Origin of the sequence: Aquabacterium lacunae (genome assembly GCF_004310865.1) — a bacterium.
Taxonomy (GTDB): domain Bacteria; phylum Pseudomonadota; class Gammaproteobacteria; order Burkholderiales; family Burkholderiaceae_C; genus Aquabacterium; species Aquabacterium lacunae.
Window position 1 is genome coordinate 722,177 of record NZ_SIXI01000001.1, and the last position, 19,972, is coordinate 742,148.

A 19,972-nucleotide genomic window follows, 5' to 3' on the forward strand; every position below is an offset into this window, starting at 1 on the left:
GGGGCTTGAAGCCTGCAGGCTTGCCCCGATCTCCCTAAAATCAACTGGCCTTTTCACTTCCAGCGCCCGCCCAGGGCGATGTGCCCCATGGTTCCCCACCTCATCACCGCGCTGACCGGCCCCATCAATGAACTCGAGCAGCGCATGCTGGAATCGATGCCGGCCATCGAGCGCTGGTTCCGACTGGAGTGGATGGAACACACCCCCCCCTTCTACACCTCGGTCGATGTGCGCAATGCGGGCTTCAAGCTGGCGCCGGTGGACACCAACCTGTTCCCGGGTGGCTTCAACAACCTGACGCCCGAAATGCTGCCGCTGGCCGTGCAGGCAGCCATGGCCGCCATCGAAAAGATCTGCCCCGAGGCCAAGAACCTGCTGCTGATCCCCGAGCGGCACACACGCAACCCCTTCTACCTGATGAACGTGGCGCAGCTGGTGCGCATCTTCACGGTGGCTGGGCTGAATGTGCGCCTGGGTTCGCTCGATGAAGCCATCACCGAGCCGACCACGGTGAACCTGCCCGACGGCGACACGCTCACGCTGGAACCGCTGGTGCGCACGCAGCGTCGCCTGGGGCTCAAGCACTTTGACCCCTGCACCATCTTGCTGAACAACGACCTGTCGGCCGGCATTCCCGAAGTGCTGCAGAACCTGCACGAGCAGTACCTGCTGCCACCGCTGCATGCGGGCTGGGCGGTGCGGCGCAAGAGCCAGCACTTCGATGCCTACGAAGAGGTGGCCAAGAAGTTCTCCAAGCTGTTGGGCATGGACCCTTGGCTGATCAACCCCATGTACAACGTGTGCGACGAGGTGAACTTCCAGGAAGGCACCGGCACCGAATGCCTGGAAACCCAGGTCGATGCGCTGCTCGGCAAGATCCGCCGCAAGTACAAGGAATACGGCATCAACGAAAAGCCCTTCGTGATCGTGAAGGCCGACAACGGCACCTACGGCATGGGCATCATGACCGTTCGCGATGCGAAAGAAGTGGCCGATCTCAACCGCCGCACCCGCAACAAGATGAGCGTGGTGAAAGATGGGCAGCAGGTCAACCGCGTGATCATCCAGGAAGGCGTGCCCACCTACGAACAGGTCAATGGGGCCGTGGCCGAGCCGGTGGTCTACATGATCGACCGCTATGTGGTGGGCGGCTTCTACCGCGTGCACGCCGAGCGTGGGGTGGACGAGAACCTCAATGCCCCAGGCGCCAGCTTCGTGCCGCTGGCCTTTGCCGAGCCCGCCCAGTTGCCCAAGATCGGGGCCAAGCCGGGCGCCAGCGCGCCGAACCGTTTCTACATGTACGGGGTGGTGGGCCGCCTGGCCATGCTGGCCGCCAGCTACGAAATGGAAGCCACCGACCCCCACGCCGAGGTCTACGACTGACCCCCCGCCTGGAGGCTGCGGATTGCCGCAGTGCAACAAATTGTGGCGAGAACAGGCGCACAATGTGCACCTCTCGAGCTGAAACAAGTTCCTGTGCAATCTCATTCCCAGGCCTCGATCGAGGGCAAACAGCTGGCCGCGCTCACCCTGGCCGCCATCGGCATCGTCTATGGCGACATCGGCACCAGCCCGCTGTATGCGCTCAAGGAGGTGTTCAACCACGGACACCTGCCCCTCACCCCTGAAAGCATCTACGGGATCCTGTCGATGATGTTCTGGACACTGACCATCGTCGTGTCCCTGAAGTACGTCACGCTGATCCTGCGCGCCGACAACAATGGCGAAGGCGGTCTGATCGCCATGCTGGCCCTGGCCTCGCGGGCCGTGGCCGACCAGCCAGCCTTGCGCAAACGCCTGCTGGCGCTGGGCATCTTCGGCACGGCCATCTTCTTCGGCGACGGCGTGATCACCCCGGCGATCTCGGTGCTGTCCGCTGTGGAGGGCATGGAGGTGGCAGCCCCGGCGCTGGAACGCTTCGTGGTGCCGATCACGCTGGTGGTGCTGACCGCGTTGTTCATGGTGCAAAAACATGGCACCAGCGGCATCGGCAAATTCTTTGGCCCGATCACGGCCCTGTGGTTCCTGGTGCTGGCCCTGCTGGGCATCGTCCACATCGTCAAGAACCCGGCCGTGCTGGCCGCCATGAACCCGCTGTACGGCCTGCGCTTTGCCTTCGAGCACCCGGGCATGGCCTTCGTGGCGCTGGGCTCGGTCATTCTGTGTGCCACCGGCGCCGAGGCGCTCTATGCCGACATGGGCCACTTCGGCAAGAAGCCGATTCGCCTGGCCTGGTTCAGCCTGGTCATGCCGGCCCTGGCGCTGAACTATTTCGGGCAAGGCGCCATGCTGCTGGCCCACCCTGAGAATGTGACCAACCCCTTCTTTGAAATGGCGCCGCACTGGGCCCTGTACCCCCTGGTGGGTCTGGCCACCTGCGCCACGGTGATCGCCTCGCAAGCCCTGATCACGGCGGCGTTTTCGGTCACCAAGCAGGTGATCCAGCTGGGCTACCTGCCCCGCCTGCGCATCCTGCACACCTCCGAAAAGGAAACCGGCCAGATCTACATCCCGTTCGTGAACTGGGTGCTGTACGGGTGCATCGTGCTGGCGGTGGTGTTCTTCGGCTCCAGCGGCAAGCTGGCTGCAGCCTATGGCATCACGGTCACGCTCGACATGTTCATCACCACCGTGATGACCTTCTTCGTGATCCGGTATGCCTGGAAGCTGAGCCTGCCCGTGTGCCTTGCCGCCACCGGCTTCTTCCTGGTGATCGACCTGCTGTTCCTCAGTGCGAACGTGATCAAGATCGTCGATGGCGGCTGGTTCCCGCTGCTGATTGGCGTGGTCATGTTCACCCTGATGATGACCTGGCGCGACGGTCGCCACCTGCTCAGCGAGCGCCTGCGCTCGGACGCCATCGAGCTGCGCCCCTTCCTGGACGCGGTGTTCTGCAGCCCGCCGCTTCGCGTGGAGGGCACGGCTGTGTTCCTCAATGCGGACGCCGGCACCACACCCAACGCACTGCTGCACAACCTCAAGCACAACAAGGTGCTGCACCAGCAGAACCTGTTCGTGACCGTGCGGTCGCACGAGGTGCCCTACATCTCGGATGCCGAACGCGTGGAAGTGGAGGACCTGGGCAACAACTGCTGGCAGGTGATGCTGCACTTCGGCTTCAAGAACGAGCCCGATGTGCCCGAAGCCCTGAAGCTGCTGCAACCCAAGGGTGTGCAGCTGGACGACATGCAGACCAGCTACTTCCTGTCGCGCGACATCGTGATCCCCACCATCGGTGGCGGCATGCTGCCCTGGCGCGAAAAGCTGTTCGCAGGCATGCACCGGAACGCAGCGGGTGTGGCCGACTTCCTGAATCTGCCCACCAACCGCGTGGTCGAACTGGGCTCGAAGGTGGAGATCTGACGTGTTGCGCCAGGTCCTGAAGGACACCAGCCTGGCGGCGGTGTCCGCAGGCTTCGTGGCGGTGCTGGTGGCCTTCACCAGCACCATCGCCCTGGTGTTTCACGCGGCCACGTCGCTGGGGGCCAGCCCCGAGCAGGTGTCGTCCTGGGTATGGGCCCTCGGGCTGGGCATGGGCGTGGGCTCGATCGCCCTGTCGCTGTGGCTGCGCATCCCGGTGCTGATCACCTGGTCCACCCCGGGCGCAGCCGTGATCGCCTCGGCCGCCCAGGGCGTGAGCCTGCACGAAGCCGTGGGGGCCTTCATGGTGTGCGGGGGGCTGATGGCCCTGTCGGGCCTGACCGGTGCGTTCGAGCGCCTGATGAACCGCATCCCGGTGGCGCTGGCCGCGGCCCTGCTGGCCGGCATCCTGGCCAAGTTCGCGCTGCTGGCCTTTGCGGGCGCCGCCACGCACACCTTGCTGGTGGTGCTGATGCTGTTGAGCTACCTGCTGGGCCGGCGCCTGTGGCCCCGCTATGCGGTGCTGGGTGTGCTGGCCACCGGTGTGCTGGTGGCCTGGCAGCAAGGCCTGGTGCACACCGACACCCTGGGCTGGGCCTGGGCGCAGCCGGTGTTCGTGGCGCCACACTGGTCGTGGCAGGCCGTGCTGGGCATGGGCCTGCCCCTGTTCATTGTGACCATGGCCTCGCAGGCCGTGCCCGGCGTGGCGGCCATCCGCACGGCGGGCTACGAGGCGCCGGTATCGCCGCTGATGAGCTGGTCCGGGCTGGGCACGCTGGTGCTGGCCCCGTTCGGCGGTTACGCCTTCAACCTGGCGGCCATCACGGCGGCCATCGTGCTGAGCCCCCACGCGCACCGCAACCCTGCACAACGCTACACCGCCGCCGTCATGGCCGGGCTGTTCTACCTGCTGATGGCCGCCGCCGGTGCCGCCGTGGCGGGGCTGCTGTCGGCCTTTCCGGGCACGCTGGTGATGGGCGTGGCCGGCCTGGCCCTGCTGGGCACCATCGGCTCGGGCCTGGCCACGGCCCTGAAGGCCGACAGCCACCGCGAGGCCGCCCTCATCACCTTCCTGGTCACCCTGTCGGGCGTGACCCTGTGGGGCGTGGGCTCGGCCTTCTGGGGCCTGGTGGCCGGCAGCCTTTCGCTGTTCGTGGAACACTACAAGGCCCCCAAGCCCGACGGCAACCTCAGCCCCTGATTTCAGCCATGACCGCCACCGCCCTCCTGTTCGTTGCCGACCCGCTCGACACCTTCAAGACCTACAAGGACAGCACCTTCGCCATGATGCGCGAGGCACGTCGCCAGGGCATGGCCGTGTGGGCCTGCGAGGCCCGCAGCCTGCGCTGGCAGCAAGGTGGTAGCGTGGTGGCCGACGTGCAGCAGATCGAGCTGACCGGCGATGCCGACGCCTGGTACACCGTGCAGCAGCAGGCCACGCGTGCACTGAACAGTTTCAGCGCCGTGGTCATGCGCAAAGACCCGCCCTTCGACACCGAGTACCTGTACGCCACGCACCTGCTGAGCCAGGCCGAACGCGAAGGTGCACGCGTGTTCAACAAGCCGCAAGCCTTGCGCGAACATCCGGAAAAACTCGCCATTCTCGAGTTCCCGCAGTTCATCTCTCCCACCCTGGTCAGCCCCGACATGGCCGCGCTCAAGGCCTTCCACGCCGAACACCACGACGTGATCCTCAAGCCGCTGGACGGCATGGGCGGCATGGGCATCTTCCGCGTGAAAGACGACGGCCTGAACCTGGGCAGCATCCTGGAAACGCTCACCGAGCAAGGCACCCGCACCATCATGGCCCAGCGTTACCTGCCGGCCATCGTGCAAGGCGACAAGCGCGTGCTGCTGATCGACGGCGAGCCCGTGCCCTTCTGCCTGGCCCGCATTCCGCAAGGCGGCGAAGTGCGCGGCAACCTGGCCGCTGGTGGTGTGGGCGAGGCACGCCCGCTGACAGAACGCGACCGCGAAATTGCCGAGGCCCTGGGCCCCGAACTGGCCCGCCGCGGGCTGCTGCTGGTGGGCCTGGACATCATCGGCGAGCACCTCACCGAGATCAACGTGACCAGCCCCACCTGCTTCCAGGAGATCACCGACCAGACCGGCCACGACGTGGCCCGTCAGTTCATCGATGCCCTGAAGCGACGCCTTGGCTGAAGGTGGTCAGCAGGCCCAGGCGGTTGGCCTCGTAGACCGCCTCGCTGCGTGAGTGCACGGCCAGCTTGCCGTACAGCTTCTTGATGTAGGTTTGCACCGTGTGCACGGTGATGCCCTGCAGGCGCGCGATCTCGGCATACGAAAAGCCGCGGGCGATGTACTCCAGCACTTCCTGCTCGCGCTTGGTCAGGCTGACCGTGGGGTCGTTGACCGGCTCGTGGCCAAGCGCCTGCAAGTGGCTGTCGTTTGACATGGCCACACCTGGTTCAGAAGGCAGTGGCGTCCGCGTCGGCATGTGGGGCTGCATACGGCGCAGCAGGTGCCGAGCGATCATGGGGGAGATGGGCGAAGCACCTTGCTTGACCGCCAGCAGCGTCTGGGCGATATCGGCGGCCTCGTCGTCCTTGTGCACATAGCCCACGGCACCCGCCTCGATGCTGGCCACGACATTTTCCTCATCGCCGAACATGGACACCACCAGCATGTCGCATTGGGGCCAGCGCTGCTGCACCTCGCGCATGAGTTGCAGGCCGCTGCCATCGGGCAGACCCAGATCGACCAGCAAGAGGTCGGCTTCATGCTGGGCGAACCAGGCACGGGCGGGCTGCAAGGACGCGAAAGAGCCGGCCAGCGCAAACTGCATCTGGTCCTTCACGCACGATTCGAGGAACTGGCGGGTGTCGGGGTCGTCTTCGACCACCACCACGCGCCAGACGATGGGTACTGCATTCATGCTGCAGAGGATAAATCAGGCCGAGGGCTGGCGTGAGGCTGTTCAGCTGCCAGCAGTGGCAGGCTGATGCGAAGTTCCAGGCCACCATTGCTGGCGGGCAGGAATTCCATGCGCGCGCCCACCTGCTGCGCACGGCTGCGCATGGTGTGCAGCCCCTGACCTTCGTAGCCACCTGTGCCCTGCCAGCCATTGCCGTTGTCGATCAGGCTGACACGGATGTGGTGACCCAAATCACGGGCAGAAAGCACCAGGCGCGTGGCACCCGAATGCTGCAGTACGTTCGACAGGCCCTCGAACAGGATGTACTGCAACTGCCGCAGTTCGGGCGGCTGACCATGCGGCCACGCCGGCAAGCGTTCAACGTCCCAGATCAGCTCGATGCCCGACGCGCGCAGGCGGGGCGCCAGCCGGAAGCGCCAGCTGGCCAGCAGACCCTCGACATCGCCGGGCTGCAGCGACAGGGCATCGATCGACAGCTTCAGCTGGTCAAGCGAATCGCGCAGGGTCTGCGTCACCATGGGCACGTCCAGTCGGTCGTTGCTTTTCTGGGAGGTCTGCAACAGCCGAAGCGCTGACGTCAGGTGAGCCCCTACCCCGTCGTGCATGTCCTTGAGGATGCGGCTGCGCTCGGCCGACACGGCCTGAGCCCGCTCCAGCGCCGCCAGACGTTCGAAGCTTTCCCGCAGGGCCTGCTCGCGCTCAGCCACCCGCTGAGCCAGGTTGCGGTTCAAGTCATTGAGCGCGCGGCGTGAACGTGCATGGTCGCCGGCCACGATCACGGTCAAACAGATCATGGTGAGCGGGCCCGTATAGAACAGCCAGTACACCGAGTCAAAGGGCAGTTGATTGGCCATGATCATGATGTCGTGCACGCCCGACGGCAGCAGGGCCATCACGCCCGTGATCAACCACTGGCCGTCCTTGCGACGGTAACGCAGCACATGCCAGAGGGCCACACTCATGCTCCAGATGGCCACCAGGTAGATGGTGCCGTACAGCACGGTGCTCATCCAGTAGCGTGGTGCCACCGCGCCGTACACGGGAATGGCCACCATGAGCGTGTACACAATGGCGTCGATCCACAGGCGGCGCACGCCGGCGAACCGGAAGAAGTACAGACACAGCAGCAGTTGCGACACCACCCACAAGGTGTAGCAAAGGGTTTCCCAGGGGTAGGTGGGCAACCAGGGGTTCGGCGTCACCCCCATCATGCAGGACAGGGCCCAACCCAGGGCCGACAGGCCCATGAAGCCCACGGCATCCTGTTCGCGGTCGCGCAGCCACACGATCAGCATGAACACGCCCAATGCCGCCAGAGCCACATTGGCCACCTGCACGCCCTCCATCTGCACCCAGTAACGCAACTTGTACGTGCTGGCCAGCATCGACAAGGGGCCCACCTGGATGGGAGACAGGCCATTGCGCGACACGTAGCCGCTGACCACGCGCACATGGACCACGTTGTCACCTTCGCGCCATTGGCTCGGCTGCACCGTGGTCATCAAGGGCACATACCAGTTGCGGGTGACGGGCTCTTCGAGCGAGCCTGTGTAACCCATGGGTTGCCCGTTCACCCACACCTGGGCATTCATCACCGCACGAGGCAAGTACACGGCCCAGGGCTGAGAGGGCACCTGCGGCATGCGCACCTTGAACCGATACCACATCGTGCCCTCATGTTGCGGGTGCGTCTGCTGCCAAAGATGAGGCAGACGAACATGCAACCAATTGGCCGTGTCGGGTGGGGGGACGCCATCGGGTCCGCCCGCGCCCACGATCACGCAAGCTTCCGACAATTCCGTCACTTGCCGGTCAGACACCTGCACGGCATGGAGCACCGGCCGGGGCCACACGGTCACGCCCCCCCCACCGCTCGCGGGTTCAGTGTGCGCCGAATGCGCAGCGGGCGTGTTGGCGGCCTGCGCCATCGGAAGCACGAACACAAGCCACAACAACACCAGGAACAAAAGGTGCACGATCATCCGACCTGGCCACCGGTGGCTCGGCACGTCAGAGGTTCCCTGTGGGGTGTGCGTCAGTTCATGCGCATGCATGGGCGGCATTGTCGGGGTGTCAGCAGCCCTTGCCACCCCCTCAGCCCTGTGATTCGAGGACATTTGCCTCCCCTCAGCCGGTGGGTGCCCTCACAATCCAGGGTTCGCCCCGTTCGGGGTTCCACGCTGCTGTCCGCTTTCCCGATCATTTCATGGCCCTGCTCTCCCTTCAACAGGCCCAACTGGCCTTCGGCCATGTGGCCCTCCTGGACCACGCCTCGTTTTCCCTGGAAACCGGCGAGCGTGTCGGCCTGATCGGCCGCAACGGCACGGGCAAGTCTTCGCTGCTGAAAATCATGGCCGGCCTGGAAAAGGCCGACGACGGCGAGCTGCTGCTGCAGCGCGGCAAAACCCTGACCTACGTGGCGCAGGAGCCCGTCTTCAACCTTGATGCCAGCATCTTCGAGGCCGTGAGCGACGGCCTCAAGGAAGTGCGCGAGCTGCGCAACCGCTTCGAGGCCCACGACCCGGACGAAGACCTCGACAGCCTGATGGCCCAGATCGAAGCCCGCGACGGCTGGAACTGGGAGCAGCGGGTGGACGAAACGCTTCAGCGCCTGCAGCTCGACCCCAACCGCCGCATCGGCGAGCTGTCAGGCGGCATGCGCAAACGCGTGGCCCTGGCCCAGGCCCTGGTGGCCAGCCCCGACGTGCTGCTGCTCGACGAGCCCACCAACCACCTGGACATGCACGCCATCGGCTGGCTGGAAGACCTGCTGCGCGCCTTCAAGGGCAGCGTCATCCTGATCAGCCACGACCGCGCCTTCCTGGACAACGTGTGCACCCGCATCGTCGAACTCGACCGCGGCATCCTGCGCAGCTACCCGGGCAACTTCGCGGCCTATCAGGACCTGAAGGCGCGCGAACTGGCCGACGAGGCCCTGGCCAATGCCCGCTTCGACAAGCTGCTGGCCCAGGAAGAAGTGTGGATCCGCAAGGGCGTGGAAGCACGCCGCACGCGCTCGGTGGCCCGTGTGAAGCGCCTGCACGACCTGCGCGAGGCCCGCTCCGAGCGCCGCGACGTGGTGGGCAAGGCCAAGCTGGAAGTGTCGCTGGGCGACCGTGGCGGCAAGATCGTGGCCGACATCGAGGACATCTCGAAGTCCTTCGAGGGCCGCACCGTGGTGCGCAACTTCTCGGGCACCATCATGCGCGGCGACAAGGTGGGCCTGATCGGCCCCAACGGCGCCGGCAAGACCACCCTGCTCAAGATGATCCTGGGCGAGCTGGCCCCTGACAGCGGCACCGTGCGCCAGGGCGCCAACCTGCAGGTGGCCTACTTCGACCAGATGCGCGACCACCTCAACCTCGACGCCACGCTGGCCGACTTCATCAGCCCGGGCAGCGAGTGGATCGAGATCAATGGCAGCCGCAAGCACGTGATGGGCTACCTGCAGGATTTCCTGTTCGCGCCAGCCCGTGCCAACTCACCGGTGCGCACCCTCAGCGGCGGCGAGCGCAACCGCCTGCTGCTGGCCCGCCTGTTCGCCCGCCCGGCCAATGTGCTGGTGCTGGACGAGCCCACCAACGACCTCGACATCGAAACCCTCGACCTGCTCGAAGAGCTGCTGGGCGACTTCCCGGGCACCGTGTTCCTGGTCAGCCACGACCGCCGCTTCCTGGACAACGTGGTCACCTCGACCCTGGTGGCCGAGGGCGACGGCCAGTGGCGCGAATACGAAGGCAATGTGGAAGACTGGCTGACCCAGTCGCTGCGTGCCGAGGCGCTGAAGAAGACCGAAGCCGCCCGTGCGGCCAAGGCCGGCCTGGCATCGGGTGCGGCCGCGGCCCAAGCGGCGGCAGCTCCAGCGCCCGCGGCCACCGCACCGTCCCCCGCACCTGCACCGGCCGCTGGGGTTGAGCCCACCGCCGCCAAACGCAAGCTGAGCTACAAAGAGCAACGCGAGCTTGACGAACTGCCCGGCCGCATCGCCGCACTGGAAGCCGAACAAAAAGCCCTGGAGGCCCTGCTGGCTGACCCCGAGGTCTACCGCACCGACCCGCAACGCGTGAACGAGGGCCAAAAGCGCTTCGAAGCCATCGACGAAGAGCTGCTGGTGCTGCTGGAGCGCTGGGAAGCCTTGGGGAATCGCTGATGTGCAAGGGGTGCAGACGGTGGCATGATCGCGCACCGTTGCATCACCGCTCTGAGCTGTCTGACCATGTCGAACATCCACATCGAACAGAAAAAAATGCCCTGGGGCCTGCTGTTGGCCGGTACAGCCGTGGCCGTGGCCGGTGTCACATGGATGATGTGGCCTGACAGTGGCATCTCCTCCAGCTCGGCCGAAATGCCCGCCAGCGCGACCACCACAGTCAACGAAAGCACACCCTCACAGGCATTGCCTGACCAGACCCAGCGGGAGGCCGACATGGCCGCCGACATGGCCAACATCCAGGCAGCAGTCAACGGGGAGCGATCGCTGGGCACCCTGTTCGACATTGACGCCCAGGGCAAACTGTCCATCAGCAGTCGCACCAAAGATGCGATGGTGATGATTCTGGAACCGTTCCCACAGGGGCCCAGCCCGAAAGACTGGGAGTCCCTGGAAGGCCGCATCAACAAGGACCTGCCCAAGGCGGCTGCACAGCATGCCATGCAACTGCTGCGCAGCATGAACCAGGTCAATCTGGCCATTGAGCAGCTCAAGAAGGCCAATCCGAACGCCGAAGCGGAGGGCAAGACGTTGGAGCTGTTCGCACAACTCAAGACCATCCGACGTCAGCACTTCGACACACAGACCGCCAATGCGCTGTTTGCAGAAGAAGAGGGCTGGGCTGATTTTCTGTTGCGTGCGCAATCGATCGACCCAGAAGGCAAGCTGAGCGAAGAAGAACGCCGCTCACGCCTGGAAAAGATGATCGCCGGGTTGCCCGATGGCATGAGGGCCAAGGCCACCGAGGTGCTGCTTCCCCCGCAGTGAAACGGATGTCGCTTCAGGCGGCTGATGCCACCTTGGGCGCCAGGCTGGCGCCCATGCTGGAGAGCAGCTGCTGACAGGCCTGCTCGGGCTCGTCGGCCGACAGCACATCGGGCACGATGGCCTGCATGCGGCGGGTGTCCACCCGCAGCACGCGCTGCTTGACCGACGCCACCTGCGTGGGGTGCATCGAGAAACTGCGCAGCCCCATGCCCAGCAGCAGCTCGGTGAAGGCCGGGTCACCGGCCATTTCGCCGCACACACTCACCCCCTTGCCGGCCGCACGTGCCTGTGCAATGGTGTTGGCCAGCAACTGCAGCACCGCCGGGTGCCAGGGATCGTACAGATGGGCCACGGCCTCATCGGCCCGGTCAATGGCCAGGGTGTACTGGATCAGGTCGTTCGTGCCGATCGACAGGAAATCAAAGTGGCGCAGGAATAATGGCAGGGTCATGGCTGCGGCAGGCACCTCGATCATGGCGCCCAGCTCGCACGGTGCCCACACCTTGCCCGATTCGGTCAGCTGGCGCTGCACATGGTGGATCTGCTCCAGCGTCTGGCGGATCTCCTGCAGGCTGCCCAGCATGGGAATCAGCACCTTGACCGGCCCATGCGCGGCTGCACGGTACAGCGCTCGCAGCTGACGGCGGAACATGCTGGGCTCTGACAGGCTCCAGCGAATGGCCCGCAGGCCCAATGCCGGGTTCAACACCGATTCGTGGCGCAGCTCGCTGGGCGTCATGCCTTCCAGCGGCTTGTCGGCCCCGATATCGACCGTGCGGATGGTGACCGGCAGGCCTTTCATGCCCTCCACCGCACGGCGGTAGGCGTTGTACTGCTCCTCTTCGTCGGGCAGGTTGTCCCCGCGCCCCATGAACAGGAACTCGCTGCGGAACAGGCCCACGCCCGCCGCTCCCGACTCCAGGGCCGGCTCGGCATCTTCAGGCAATTCGATGTTGGCCAGCAGCTCGATGCGCTCGCCATCCAACGTGACGGCGGGCGTGTGGCGCAGGCGGGCCAGACGCGAACGCTCCAGCTCGCTCTGGCGCTGGCGGAATCGGTACTCCTCCAGCACGATGGGCGACGGATCGACAATGATCAGACCGGCGTCACCGTCGATGATGATGCAGTCGTCCTGGCGGATCAGGTTGCTGGCCTGGCGGGCCCCCACCACGGCCGGGATGTCCATGCTGCGCGCCACGATGGCCGTGTGCGAGGTCTTGCCGCCCACATCGGTCACGAAGCCGGTGAACACGCTGCGCTTGAAATGGATCATGTCGGCCGGCGAAATGTCGGCGGCCACCAGCACCAGAGGCTCGTCGCCGCCGAAATCGCTTTGCGCCATGTCCGAGGCGGCCGTGGCCGCAGCGGTCTCGTCACGCCCCAGGCAGCGCAGCAGGCGCTCGACCACCTGCTCCAGGTCGGCCTTGCGCTCGCGCAGGTAAGCGTCTTCCATTTCGTCGAACTGGCGCGCCAGCACCTCCAGCTGGGCCGACAGCGCCCACTCGGCGTTGTAGTGGCGCTCGATGATCCAGTCGGAGGCCGCGCCGATCAGGGCCTCGTCCTGCAGCAGCATCTGGTGCACGTCCAGCAGGGCGGCCAGTTCGGTGGGCACGTCAGAAGGCAGGTCGCGCTTGAGCAGGTCGAACTCGTCGTTGACCACGTCGCGGGCGGTGAGCAGGCGAGTGACTTCGGCCTCGACCCGCGCCGGGTCGATGAAATGGTGCGGCACGTCCACGCGGCCGGACGCCACCAGCACCGCTCGGCCGATGGCCACCCCCCGCGACACTGGCAAACCGAAGATCTGGATGCTCATGCGGTCAATCGTAACAGCCTGAGGCGGGCACAGGTTTCAGGATTTGTCCAGGGGCGTTCGACCTGCGTCAAAGGCACACGATCCAGGCCCGCCAGGCGGTGCCTGATGGCCACCCCACCGGGCTGGCGTGATCAGTCCACGTCATGGATCTGACACAGACGCGTCATGGCCCGGTCACGGCCACTGCCGAGACTGCGAGGCATCACGAACGACACACCCAATGGAGATGCCATGCGGGACCTGCCTCTGCCCACCCTGCCGCTGTCCGAGCTGACCCCCTCGATCTCGCGCAGCGCCACGCTGAACCGGAGGTCACTTCACGGCCGCTCCGACGAACAAACCCAGGGCCTGGAAGTCGTTTGGGCACGCACTGAGGAAGATGTTCGTGCGGCACAACGCCTGAGGTTCAAGGTCTTTGCCGAAGAAATGGGCGCGCGCCTGACCGTGCCCCCCGGCAGCCCGGCCGGCCACGACATCGACCTGTTCGACCCCTACTGCGAACACCTGCTGGTGCGACTGAAGGACGAAACGGGTGAGCCTGGCGAAGTGATCGGCACCTACCGCGTGCTGACCCCAGCAGCCGCCCGCCGCGTGGGCGGCCTGTACTCGGAAACCGAGTTCGACCTGACCCGCCTGCGCCCGCTGCGCGCCAAGATGGTGGAACTGGGCCGCTCCTGCGTGCACCCCGAGCACCGCCAGGGCGGCGTGATCATGGCCCTGTGGGGCGCCCTGGCCGAGTTCATGGTGCGCAACGACCTGGACACCATGGTGGGTTGCGCCAGCATCAGCATGCGTGATGGTGGTCATGTGGCCGCCAGCCTGTACGAGCAGCTGCGCCAGACCCACCTGGCCCCCATCGAATGGCAGGTGCGCCCGCGCCTGGCCCTGCCGGTGGACGAGCTGGAGCGCCATCTGCAGGTCGAGCCGCCCGCCCTGATCAAGGGCTACCTGCGCGTGGGTGCCAAGATCCTGGGCGCCCCGGCCTGGGACCCCGACTTCCACACGGCCGACCTGCCCATGCTGATGCGCATTGCCGACCTGCCGGCCCGCTACCGCCGCCACTTCCTGGGCGCCTGACGCAGCACACCGCCCGGCCCTCAGCCGGGCGTTTTTGTGGGCATCCACAAGGCGGCGGTGCACCGCAAGGCCCTGAAAGCCCCGTTCAGGGCCTAGACTGCGCGCCATGTCTCGCCCGCCCTCTTCCGCGCCTTCCTCGGCTGCAGCGCCTGCCTCCGGCCAGGCCCTGCCCCTGTCTCGCCTGCTGTCGCACACGGCCGATGCCGTGGCCGCCGTGCTCAAGGGCCGCTCGCTCACCGATGCCCTGGCCGCCTGCCCTGCCGCAGCTCGCCCGGGCACCCAGGCCCTGAGCTTTGCCGTGATGCGCGAACTGGGCCTGGCGCGTGCCCTGCGCCGCCAGCTGGTGCCCAAAGCCCCGGCACCCTGGGTGGATGCCCTGCTGATCACAGCCCTGGCCCTGTCGTGCGGCAGCGCGGCCACGCCCCATTACGACGCCCACACCCTGGTGGACCAGGCCGTGACCGCCTGCAAAAAACACGCGAAGGCCGCCAGTGGGCTGGTCAACGCCGTGCTGCGTCGCTTCCAGCGTGAACGCGAGGCCCTGCTGGCCCAGGCCCGGCAAGACCCTGAAGCCCGGTGGAACCACCCGCGCTGGTGGATCGAACGCCTGCAACACGACTGGCCAGACCACTGGCAGGCCCTGCTGGCCCACAACCAGCAAGCCGCCCCCATGATGCTGCGCGTGAACCTGCGCCACCAAAGCCTGGCCGCCTACAGCGAGCGCCTGAACGCCGCGGGCCTGGCCCACCGCTGTTTCGGAGCGGCCGGCATCGTGCTGAACCAGCCGGCACCCGTGCAAGCCCTGCCCGGCTTTGCCCAGGGCGATGTGTCGGTTCAAGACGCCAGCGCCCAGCAGGCCACCCACTGGCTGCTGCACGCTCACCAGGCCGACGGCACCCCGCTGCCCGCCTTGCCGGCCGGCGCCCGCGTGCTGGACGCCTGCAGCGCCCCGGGCGGCAAGACGGCCCATGTGCTGGAAGCCGCCGACGTGTCGATGTGGGCCCTGGACACCGACGCCAGTCGGCTGCAACGCGTGCAGGACACGCTGGGCCGCCTGGGCCTGCAGGCCCGCACCACCGCGGTCGACGCCAGCGACGTGCCTGCCTGGTGGGACGGCGAGCCCTTCGACGCGATCATGCTGGACGCGCCCTGCAGCGCCTCGGGCATCGTGCCGCGCCACCCCGATGTGCGCTGGTTGCGCCGAGACACCGACATCGACACCCTGGCCGCCACACAAGACCGGCTGCTGGACACACTCTGGCCCCTGCTCAAGCCAGGCGGACGCCTGCTGTACTGCACCTGCTCGCAGTTCAAACAAGAGGGTGAAGACCGCATCGAAGCATTTTTGCAACGACAGCCCGGCGCCCGCCGCGGGCTCGCCCCCGGCCACCTGCTGCCTGTGGTCGAATACCCCGAGAGCCACCCCTTGGTGGGTGACGGGTTTTTCCACGCCCTGCTGATCCGCCCGGAGGCCTGAGGCCTGCGGGTTCCTGGGCCTGCCCCGCCCACCCGCCGACAGCCCTGCCACGATGCCTGCCCCTGAGCGACGACGCGCCTTCATCGCCCTGCTGGCCAGCCTCCCGCTGGCCGGATGGGTGGCGTCTGCGCGGGCGCAATCGGCCCCGCGTGTCAGCATGGAGCTGCAAAACCTGCAGGTGCAGCGCACCGACGAAGCCCTCAGCCTGAGCTACCAGGTGCGGGTGGATCTGCCCAAAGACCTGGAAGACGCCTTGCTCAAGGGCCTGTCCATCGTGTTCGTGGCACGGGCCAACCTGTACCGCAGCCGCTGGTACTGGACCGACAAACCCCGCGTGGAAGCCGAGCGCCGCTGGCGCCTGAGCTACCAGCCCCTCACCCGCCACTGGCGCGTGAACATCGACGGCCTGAGCCGCAGCTACGACAGCCTGCGCGAGGCCATGGGCGTGATGCAGCGCGCCGGCCAGTGGCGCCTGATCGAACCCGGCCCTCCGCCCGACGACCGCGAGCACTACCTCGAGTTCAGCTTCGAACTCGACAAGGACGAACTGCCCCGCCCCCTGCAACTCAGCCTGGGGGGCAGCAGCGACTGGAACCTGGCCGTGCAGCGCCGACTGCCCGTGCCCCTGAACCGCTGATTGCCAGCCCCTCGCCTTGCCCCCAGACACCCCATGAGCTCTCGCAACGCCCGCCGCTGGACGGTCATCGTGGCCTCGGTCTTCATGGCGGCGGCCGCGCTGGTGCTGGCCTTCATGCTGGTGTTCGCCACCGAGAACCACGAACGCTTCGAGCAGCACTTTGAATGGCTGTACTGGGTGAACGTGTCACTGGCCGGCCTGCTCACGCTGGTGATCGTGCTGGCCCTGGGGCGGCTGTACCTGCGCATCCGGCGCCGCAAATTCGGCAGCCTGCTGCTGCTCAAGCTGGTGGGCATCTTCGCCACCGTGGCGGTCATTCCTGGCCTGCTGATTTACGGCGTGTCGTACCAGTTCGTGGCCCGCTCCATCGAGACCTGGTTCGACGTGCGCGTAGAAGGCGCCCTCGAAGCCGGCCTCAACCTGGGGCGCGGCACGCTCGACACCCTGGCCCGCGACCTGGGCAACAAGACCCAGGTGGTGGCCGAACGGCTGGGCACCAACAGCCGCCGCGGCCCCGAAGGCCAGCCCACGGTGCTGGAACTCGAAGAGATCCGCGAGCAACTGGGCGCCGAAAGCGTGTCGATGATCGCAGACAACGGCAGCGCCACCAGCGTGGCCGGCACCGCCACCGACCGCAGCCTGACCACCGAGCGCCTGCCCGCCAGCTGGCGCCAGGAAGCGCGCAACAAAGGCGTGATGGCCCAGATCGATGGCCTGGAAGACGCCGGCAAGCGCCCACGGGTGGTGGCCCTGGCCTGGCTGCCCGACCGCAGCTTCAGCCTGCAGGCCAAGGGCTGGTACCTCTATGTGGTGCAGGCCCTGCCGGCCGACCTGGTCGACAACGCCCTGAACGTGCAGACGGCCTACCAGGAATACCAGCAGCGCGCCCTGGGCCGCCAGGGCCTGCGGCGCATGTACATCGGCACACTCACGCTCACGCTGGTGCTGGCGGTGTTCGCCGCACTGGGCCTGGCTGCATTGCTCGGCCAGCAACTGGCGCGCCCCCTGCTGCTGCTGGCCGAAGGCGTGGGCGACGTGGCCCGGGGCGACCTCAGCCCCAAGCCCATCTTCGCCTCGAAAGACGAACTGGGCGGCCTGACCCGCGATTTCGCCGCCATGGTGCAGCAGCTGGCCGATGCCCGCTCGCGCGCGGCCCGCAGTGCCCGCCAGCTCGACAACGCCCGCGCCCGCGTGCAAACCATCCTGGACAACCTGAACTCGGGCGTGATCGTGTTCGACGCGCAGGGCCACATCGACACCGTGAACCCCGGCGCCACCCGCATCCTGCGCGCGCCCTTGTCGGCCTACCGGGGCCAGCCCCTGAGCGCCGTGCCTGGCCTGCAGGACCTGGCCCGCGGCATCAGCGACCGCTTTGCCGTGTACGCCAGCGACCCCGAGCCCGGCGAGCGCCAGCAGTGGCAGGAATCGTTCGAGCGCCCCACGGCCGACCCCGACATCATGCAGACCCTGCTGGTGCGCGGCGCCGACCTGCCCTCGCAGGCCCACCTCATCGTGTTCGACGACATCAGCGAACTGGTGTCGGCTCAGCGTTCGAAAGCCTGGGGCGAAGTGGCCCGCCGCGTGGCCCACGAGATCAAGAACCCGCTCACGCCCATCCAGCTCTCGGCCGAGCGCCTGCAGATGAAGCTGGAAGACAAGCTGGACGAGGCCTCGCGCGGGCTGCTGCACCGCAGCGTCAACACCATCGTCAACCAGGTGCAGGCCCTCAAGCGCCTGATCAACGAGTTCCGCGACTTCGCGCGCCTGCCCACCTCGCGCCTGGCCCCGCTCGACCTGAACGCCCTGGTCCAGGAAGTTCTGGGCCTGTACGGCCAGGCCATCGAAAGCGGCATGCTGCTGGTCAACCTGGAGGCCGACCTGCCGCACATCGAAGGTGACGCCACCCTGCTGCGCCAGGTGGTGCACAACCTGCTGCAAAACGCGCTCGATGCCGTGCAGGACGCACCAGCACTGGGCCGAGCCCCCCAGGTGTCCATGACCACGGCCTGGCGCGGTGCCCACGATGGCAACCCGCCCTCGGTGCGCCTCATCATCCGTGACAACGGCCCGGGTTTCCCGGAAAAAGTGCTGCAGCGCGCTTTCGAACCCTACGTGACCACCAAGCACAATGGCACAGGCCTGGGACTTGCTGTGGTCAAGAAGATCGCCGACGAACATGGCGCCCTGATTCGGCTCAGGAACCTGTCAGACTCCGGGAATCCCTCAGCTCCCCCCGGTTCAAAGGGGGCGCAAGTTTCGTTATCATTTTCAAAGCTGTCATCCAATCAATCTCAGGGAAGTGCGTTGCTGTCCGAGCCACCTGCCTGAGGTCCATCAGAATTCATGGCCACCATCCTTGTAGTTGACGACGAACTCGGCATCCGGGCGCTGTTGTCAGACATCCTGACCGACGAAGGTCACACCGTAGAACTTGCCGAAAACGCTGCGCAGGCCCGTGCCATGCGTGAGCAGTGCAAGCCCGATCTCGTGCTGCTGGACATCTGGATGCCTGATGTGGACGGTGTCACCCTGCTCAAGGAGTGGGGTGCCAATGGTCAACTCACCATGCCGGTGATCATGATGTCGGGCCACGGCACCATCGACACGGCCGTGGAGGCCACCAAGGTGGGCGCCCAGTCGTTCCTTGAAAAGCCGATCACCATGCAGAAACTGCTGCGCTCGGTGGATCAGGCCCTGGCCAAGCCCGCCCCTGCGGCACCGCCCCCCGCCGTGCGCCCTGTGGCGCTGGGCAGCAGCCACATGGCCAATGTCACCCCGATCACTGCCGCGCCGTCGTACGCCGCAGCACCGCAACTGGTCGCCATTCGGGGCGGCGAGTCGCTGGGCGGACACATGAACGGCATGGGTGGCTCGCACATGAGCACCCACATGGGTCACCACATGGGCAGTCCCATGGGCAACCATGCCGGCAGCCACATGGGCGGCATGGGCGGCATGGGCGCACCCGGCACGGGTCACCTGAGCAGCCACATGAACGGACACCTCAATGGCCACATGGGCGCACACCATGGGGTGGGCGGCAGCACCGGAGTGCTCTCGCACGAGCAGCTGTTCGAACTGGACCGCCCCCTGCGGGAAGCCCGCGACGACTTCGAGCGCGCCTACTTCGAGTTCCACCTGGCCCGTGAAGGCGGCTCCATGACCCGCGTGGCCGAGAAAACCGGCCTGGAGCGCACCCACCTGTACAGAAAGCTCAAACAATTGGGCGTCGATTTGTCGCGCAACCGCAAAACGGCTGCAAATTGATGTATAGTCTAGATCTTCGCTGATCGCTGCAACGCAGAAATCAACGAAGCAAGGCCTGGTAGCTCAGTTGGTAGAGCAGCGGATTGAAAATCCGCGTGTCGGTGGTTCGATTCCGCCCCAGGCCACCAGATCCAAGCCCTTGAGAAATCAAGCGCTTACGAAAGGCGGCCACACAGTGGTCGCCTTTTTTCTTTGGGTCTCACCCCGCTGTCTGACGTTTTTCTGACGTTTTTGACCGGCGGCACCCCAAAGACACTCAGATCGTGCCCCCTCATGCTGGGTGCCACGCAAGGTGTCATGCACCTTCGGGTCTGTTTGGGCGCAAAGAGCTATACGCAACTCCACTACCGGAGTTGTTTTGTGTTCCCTGCACCTTTTGCCCCAATCTGCGCAACCTGCGCAACCTGCGCAACCTGCGCCCCGCTCGACCTGAGCGCCTTGAGCGTCCTCCTCACCCGCAGGAGGCT

General features: G+C 66.3%; 14 protein-coding genes and 1 tRNA gene. 12 read left to right on the forward strand and 3 right to left on the reverse strand.

Annotated features, from left to right (window positions below):
- The first annotated feature begins 87 nt into the window (after positions 1–87).
- The 4 genes from gshA to gshB all read left to right on the forward strand — a co-directional run bounded on the left by gshA (position 88) and on the right by gshB (position 5,523).
- Complete coding sequence (gene gshA, locus EYS42_RS03140; RefSeq protein WP_130966376.1) at positions 88–1,383, forward strand: glutamate--cysteine ligase; 1,296 nt, start codon at positions 88–90, stop codon at positions 1,381–1,383.
- A gap of 93 nt (positions 1,384–1,476) precedes the next feature.
- On the forward strand, positions 1,477–3,363 hold the full coding sequence (locus EYS42_RS03145) for a potassium transporter Kup (RefSeq protein ID WP_245503476.1): 1,887 nt from the start codon (positions 1,477–1,479) through the stop codon (positions 3,361–3,363).
- Positions 3,364–3,367: 4 nt separating this feature from the next.
- The gene (locus EYS42_RS03150; RefSeq protein WP_130966544.1) at positions 3,368–4,561 is read left to right on the forward strand and encodes a benzoate/H(+) symporter BenE family transporter; all 1,194 of its coding nucleotides are present in this window, start codon (positions 3,368–3,370) and stop codon (positions 4,559–4,561) included.
- Positions 4,562–4,569: 8 nt separating this feature from the next.
- Positions 4,570–5,523: a glutathione synthase gene (gene gshB / locus EYS42_RS03155; protein WP_130966377.1), complete on the forward strand. Its 954-nt coding sequence runs from the start codon at positions 4,570–4,572 to the stop codon at positions 5,521–5,523.
- Here gshB and EYS42_RS03160 read toward each other — a convergent pair.
- Both EYS42_RS03160 and EYS42_RS03165 read right to left on the reverse strand, forming a co-directional pair.
- On the reverse strand, positions 5,492–6,256 hold the full coding sequence (locus EYS42_RS03160) for a response regulator (RefSeq protein ID WP_130966378.1): 765 nt from the start codon (positions 6,254–6,256) through the stop codon (positions 5,492–5,494). The genes gshB and EYS42_RS03160 overlap by 32 nt on opposite strands.
- The gene (locus EYS42_RS03165; protein WP_165456615.1) at positions 6,253–7,923 is read right to left on the reverse strand and encodes a sensor histidine kinase; all 1,671 of its coding nucleotides are present in this window, start codon (positions 7,921–7,923) and stop codon (positions 6,253–6,255) included. Before EYS42_RS03165 ends, EYS42_RS03160 begins: the two co-directional genes overlap by 4 nt.
- A 539-nt stretch (positions 7,924–8,462) precedes the next feature.
- Here EYS42_RS03165 and EYS42_RS03170 point away from each other — a divergent pair.
- Together EYS42_RS03170 and EYS42_RS03175 are read left to right on the forward strand one after the other, a co-directional pair.
- Entirely contained in the window at positions 8,463–10,406 is a 1,944-nt protein-coding gene (locus EYS42_RS03170) for an ATP-binding cassette domain-containing protein (RefSeq protein ID WP_130966380.1), read from the forward strand.
- A 66-nt stretch (positions 10,407–10,472) separates the two neighbouring features.
- A complete protein-coding gene (locus EYS42_RS03175; protein ID WP_165456616.1) occupies positions 10,473–11,234 on the forward strand; it encodes a lipase secretion chaperone in 762 nt (253 codons plus the stop codon).
- Positions 11,235–11,247: 13 nt separating this feature from the next.
- On the opposite strand, the gene ptsP is transcribed toward EYS42_RS03175, so the two are convergent.
- The gene (gene ptsP / locus EYS42_RS03180) at positions 11,248–13,047 is read right to left on the reverse strand and encodes a phosphoenolpyruvate--protein phosphotransferase (protein WP_130966382.1); all 1,800 of its coding nucleotides are present in this window, start codon (positions 13,045–13,047) and stop codon (positions 11,248–11,250) included.
- A 231-nt stretch (positions 13,048–13,278) separates the two neighbouring features.
- On the opposite strand from ptsP, the gene EYS42_RS03185 reads away from it, so the two are divergent.
- The 6 genes from EYS42_RS03185 to EYS42_RS03215 all read left to right on the forward strand — a co-directional run bounded on the left by EYS42_RS03185 (position 13,279) and on the right by EYS42_RS03215 (position 19,633).
- Entirely contained in the window at positions 13,279–14,124 is an 846-nt protein-coding gene (locus EYS42_RS03185; RefSeq protein ID WP_130966383.1) for a GNAT family N-acetyltransferase, read from the forward strand.
- A 106-nt stretch (positions 14,125–14,230) separates the two neighbouring features.
- The gene (gene rsmB / locus EYS42_RS03190; protein WP_130966384.1) at positions 14,231–15,601 is read left to right on the forward strand and encodes a 16S rRNA (cytosine(967)-C(5))-methyltransferase RsmB; all 1,371 of its coding nucleotides are present in this window, start codon (positions 14,231–14,233) and stop codon (positions 15,599–15,601) included.
- 52 nt (positions 15,602–15,653) lie between these two features.
- Entirely contained in the window at positions 15,654–16,238 is a 585-nt protein-coding gene (locus tag EYS42_RS03195; RefSeq protein WP_130966385.1) for a DUF4390 domain-containing protein, read from the forward strand.
- A gap of 33 nt (positions 16,239–16,271) precedes the next feature.
- Positions 16,272–18,566: a sensor histidine kinase gene (locus tag EYS42_RS03200; RefSeq protein WP_130966386.1), complete on the forward strand. Its 2,295-nt coding sequence runs from the start codon at positions 16,272–16,274 to the stop codon at positions 18,564–18,566.
- Between the two features lie 15 nt (positions 18,567–18,581).
- Positions 18,582–19,505, forward strand: a complete 924-nt coding sequence (locus tag EYS42_RS17250; protein WP_245503477.1) for a response regulator — start codon at positions 18,582–18,584, stop codon at positions 19,503–19,505.
- A gap of 52 nt (positions 19,506–19,557) precedes the next feature.
- A tRNA-Phe gene (locus EYS42_RS03215) sits at positions 19,558–19,633 on the forward strand.
- The last annotated feature ends 339 nt before the right edge of the window (positions 19,634–19,972 follow it).

Excerpts from the sequence above, each read along its gene's own strand:
- EYS42_RS03200 (WP_130966386.1), top strand. The coding sequence starts at position 16,272 with ATGAGCTCTCGCAACGCCCGCCGCTGGACGGTCATCGTGGCCTCGGTC.
- EYS42_RS03160 (WP_130966378.1), bottom strand. The coding sequence starts at position 6,256 with ATGAATGCAGTACCCATCGTCTGGCGCGTGGTGGTGGTCGAAGACGAC.
- rsmB (WP_130966384.1), top strand. The coding sequence starts at position 14,231 with ATGTCTCGCCCGCCCTCTTCCGCGCCTTCCTCGGCTGCAGCGCCTGCC.
- ptsP (WP_130966382.1), bottom strand. The coding sequence starts at position 13,047 with ATGAGCATCCAGATCTTCGGTTTGCCAGTGTCGCGGGGGGTGGCCATC.
- EYS42_RS03165 (WP_165456615.1), bottom strand. The coding sequence starts at position 7,923 with ATGTGGTATCGGTTCAAGGTGCGCATGCCGCAGGTGCCCTCTCAGCCC.
- EYS42_RS03175 (WP_165456616.1), top strand. The coding sequence starts at position 10,473 with ATGTCGAACATCCACATCGAACAGAAAAAAATGCCCTGGGGCCTGCTG.
- EYS42_RS03195 (WP_130966385.1), top strand. The coding sequence starts at position 15,654 with ATGCCTGCCCCTGAGCGACGACGCGCCTTCATCGCCCTGCTGGCCAGC.
- EYS42_RS03185 (WP_130966383.1), top strand. The coding sequence starts at position 13,279 with ATGCGGGACCTGCCTCTGCCCACCCTGCCGCTGTCCGAGCTGACCCCC.
- gshB (WP_130966377.1), top strand. The coding sequence starts at position 4,570 with ATGACCGCCACCGCCCTCCTGTTCGTTGCCGACCCGCTCGACACCTTC.
- EYS42_RS03170 (WP_130966380.1), top strand. The coding sequence starts at position 8,463 with ATGGCCCTGCTCTCCCTTCAACAGGCCCAACTGGCCTTCGGCCATGTG.
- gshA (WP_130966376.1), top strand. The coding sequence starts at position 88 with ATGGTTCCCCACCTCATCACCGCGCTGACCGGCCCCATCAATGAACTC.
- EYS42_RS17250 (WP_245503477.1), top strand. The coding sequence starts at position 18,582 with ATGGCCACCATCCTTGTAGTTGACGACGAACTCGGCATCCGGGCGCTG.